Source organism: Lutibacter sp. B1, from assembly GCF_012524075.1.
In the GTDB taxonomy this organism is placed as follows: domain Bacteria; phylum Bacteroidota; class Bacteroidia; order Flavobacteriales; family Flavobacteriaceae; genus Lutibacter.
The window spans coordinates 1-3,599 of sequence record NZ_JAAZUI010000056.1 but is presented as its reverse complement, the minus strand read 5'-3'; the positions used below and the strand labels follow the sequence as shown (position 1 = coordinate 3,599).

At 32.1% G+C, this 3,599-nt stretch carries 4 protein-coding genes; 1 reads left to right on the top strand and 3 read right to left on the bottom strand.

Going from position 1 to position 3,599, the window contains the following annotated elements; genetic code table 11:
• Window positions 1–1,015: 1,015 nt before the first annotated feature.
• The gene (locus HGB55_RS14595; protein ID WP_168817749.1) at window positions 1,016–2,008 is read right to left on the bottom strand and encodes an MBL fold metallo-hydrolase; all 993 of its coding nucleotides are present in this window, start codon (window positions 2,006–2,008) and stop codon (window positions 1,016–1,018) included.
• Window positions 2,009–2,124: 116 nt separating this feature from the next.
• Here HGB55_RS14595 and HGB55_RS14590 point away from each other — a divergent pair, with 116 nt between their 5' ends.
• Complete coding sequence (locus HGB55_RS14590; RefSeq protein ID WP_168817747.1) at window positions 2,125–2,487, top strand: helix-turn-helix domain-containing protein; 363 nt, start codon at window positions 2,125–2,127, stop codon at window positions 2,485–2,487.
• A 170-nt stretch (window positions 2,488–2,657) separates the two neighbouring features.
• Here the strand turns inward: HGB55_RS14590 and HGB55_RS14585 are convergent, their stop codons facing one another.
• Window positions 2,658–2,975, bottom strand: coding sequence for a hypothetical protein (locus HGB55_RS14585; protein WP_168817745.1), 318 nt, complete (start codon window positions 2,973–2,975; stop codon window positions 2,658–2,660).
• A gap of 6 nt (window positions 2,976–2,981) precedes the next feature.
• Window positions 2,982–3,332 (bottom strand): hypothetical protein, encoded by a 351-nt coding sequence (locus HGB55_RS14580; protein ID WP_168817743.1) that lies wholly within the window; start codon window positions 3,330–3,332, stop codon window positions 2,982–2,984.
• Window positions 3,333–3,599: the final 267 nt, after the last annotated feature.

Sequence of the window (3,599 nt, the reverse complement as noted above, 5' to 3'; positions counted from 1 at the left end):
AAAAATCTACTTTTTCTTTTTGAATAAATTCTGTGATTTTTTCAATGAATTTGTCATTCTCAATGTTGAGAATCATTTTTACCAATTCAATTTTTGAAGTTTGAATATTCATATTCTGTTATATCTTAGATTCAAAGTTACAAAAAAATCGGATTATAATTTAAAACTTAATTTTTTTCTCCGTATGAAGCCCAACGGTTTAGGCTAGGGTTTCGGCGTGGAAAATGTCGGAGACTTTTCCGCTGATGAAACATAGCCGATTAAAAGTACACCAAACTTTTGAATTAGCAAAAAAGCCACGCTGAACTTTAGCCATTGTTAGCATATTTAGCGACACGTTCTGCAGAGCATTGAATTTTTCTATTTTCTGAGGTTTATAAAACATACTAATTTTTCTCATTTAGCTTTTTCTCCGTTGTTATTTTCACGTTTTATAGGAAAAAAGTCAAAAAAGTTTTTCGGTTTATTGCAATTATTCATTTTAAAGATATTCGGATTCGTTGCTCAAACTCTTCACCGTTTTAATTCTCAATTCCGGTAGAGATGAAGTCTATCTGGAATTTTTCAGGTTTAGTACATATTTTTCATTAAAAAGCAAATTCATTCCGATACAATTCTCATACCTTTTTGAATATAAATCACTCAGAAATTTCTCAGTTTAGTACTATTTTTTCATTAAAAACTGAATTCTTTCCGTTTTCATTGCTCAAATCTGACCGATTCAATTTTCACTCCGAAATATTGCTAAAAATCATAGTTTTCAATTAACTTTTTCAATTTTAATTTTTCTGACCAAAACTCAGTCGAGCTATTTATGCTAACGGTGAGTGTATGAGCAGTAGCGGAGTAGAAAAGCCTAACTTTTCGGTTTAGACTGACGTAAGCTACTTGCAAATTTCATTGGCTAAATTTACAAAAAGATAATGAATTTGCAAGTAGCGACCTAAAATGTACTGACCTTGCAATTAATCATTTAACCCGCTATTGCTTATACACAGTGTTGTGCGTTCGTTTTTTATAATTCAATAGCATTTGGAGTTGCAAAAGGCAACGGAATCCAATAGTAACTGTCTTTTTTTCCTACATAACCCAACCCTGGCCAAGGCAAGTGAGAGGACATTGTTAATTGGTTTTTCATAAAACAGTCTTCTAAAACTTTTTTACGTGTTTCAATTCCTTTTTCGAAATCAACATCCCATTGTGTTCCCCATTCTGGATTTCCAATTAAAATTGGGGTATGCGTTGTGTCTACAATATTTTTAATGGATTTATCTCCCGAAATAATTGTAAAAATTGTATGTCCGGGAGTATGTCCTTCTGCTAATTCCGTATGTAAAATGGAGAATAGCGTATCTCCATAATCGAAAAACTCCACTAACTCTTTTATAGTATTGAGTATTCTTTTAGTAAAGTCAACACTTTTTTTAACAGATTCTAGATTCAATTTACTTTTTGAAAAATCAGGATTGTCTTTCATCCAAAAATCGTATTCCCTTTTTGCAATGTGGTATTGAGCATTTGGGTAAACTAAATTTCCATTTACTGTAACAAGTCCGCCAATATGGTCTCTATGCCCGTGTGTAATAAACACATCTGTAATATCTTCAGCTTTTATGCCTGCACCTTCTATGTTTTCTAATAGCCAACCTTCATTTTTGCCAAAATGTTTTCCACTTCCCGAATCAATTAAAATAGTTCTATTCTCTGTTCTTATCAACATAATGTTTAGTGCTAAATCGAGACTGTTATTACCAAGGTGTAAACTTTCCAATTCTCTGTTAAAATTTGAAGATGTTATTTCTGGAGCGAATGTTGGTTGTGGTTTTTCTAGAAATACGTGTCCATCTGAAAAAAGTAGGATTTCGATTTTGTCCAACTTTATTTTCAGATAGCTATTTCTTGGGAATTTTGTTTCCTCAAATTTTGTGTTCGCAAAACCTACGAAAGCAGGAGTTGCAATTCCTATGCTAGATAACACACCAAGTTTTATTACGTTTCTTCTGTTCATTATATAAGTTTTTGCAAATTTATTTAATAAGTTTACTTTTGTCAAGTACCTACTTTTTTGTACTCTAGCTACCAAAAAGAAATTAATATTGATTATCAGTTGATTAAAATTATAAAATGAAACAAAAAAAGATTATAGAACCAATTTGTGCAGTTGATTATGCTTTTCGCAGAGTAGGAGGGAAATATAAGGGGCGTATTTTATGGTATTTGTCAAATTATGAAGTTTTACGATTTGGAGAATTAAAAAGGCATATAAAAGATATTACTACAAAAATGCTTACTCAAACCTTGAGAGAGTTAGAAAATGATGGCTTGGTAAATAGGAAAGTTTATCGCGAGGTTCCTCCGAAAGTAGAATATTCGCTTACAAAGTCAAGCAAAGAACTTATTCCGTTTATCAACCATTTGCGAGAATGGGGGGAAAATCAAATGAAGTCAGAGAATATTCCAAGTTTAGTTCATCACGATAATTGTTGACGTTGTCTTTTTCAAAATGACGCACAACGGTCTCGGCTATGGGCAGTGGCGGATTGCGTGCGACTTTCTGTCGGGACGACACGAAAGTCAGTGCGGGAATCCGACCATCGAAAAGCGAGCTACCCCCGCCATTGCCTATGAGCCATTGTTGTATGCCGTTTTATTCTTCTCTAATATTTTTCAGGGTTATGTTGCAAAGCCTCAAGGCAATATGCGACTAATAAACATAGTCCATTTTTTGTTATTCCCATTTTTCTATCTTCATCAACAGCTACAGAAATACTTTCAAAAAATGATTCAATAGCATTAAGTTCTTCTTCTGTATAAAGACTAATATCAAGTTTTTCTGGGAATTTCTCTTTCAACCATTTAAAAAGAGTTTTGTTTCTTATTTTTTCGTGAGTTTCATTTAAATCAAGAGTTTCCCCTTCATCGACTAAAGAGTTGATGTAGAATCCTAAATAAGTATATCTAACTGGATATTTCATTTTTATTTATTTTAAATCTTGTGTTATTTCCATAGTTTGTTCAATAATGTCAAGTAATTCTCCCGATGAAAATGAGTTTTGAGCTTTCTCTTGTAATAATCTCAATTGCATTTTGTCTTCTTCTTTTCTCCTTCTTTTTATTAACTTCTCAAAAGCTTTATTGATATATGTTTTTACTTTTACTAACTGTTTGTCAGCAGAAGGTAAATGACTAACCCAACTTTCTCCGTTTTCAGCATCTATTAAATTTCTCATATATGAAATATCAATACCGGGTTTCATTCTGTCTGTTGTTTTGAAAGCTCTACACATAAAGTTTTCATACATCATTCCATTTTTGTAAGTTTCTATTGACATAATTTTATTGGTTTTTATGTTTAAATTTCTAATCTACAATTTTCATAATCTAAACGATTTGTAAAGGTTTTTCAAAAGAGCCTCAATTTATTCATTATCAGTTATGTTTGTCTCTATTTGTAGCACTGAGCTAAATGGCATACAACGGTTTAGGCTATGTTGTCGTTGTGGAAAAATCGGCAAGATTTTTCCGCCATAGCAGTTATGTTAGTAAATATACGAGGATTTTCTGAAAAAGAAAATCCGCCACAATGCAATATAGCCAGT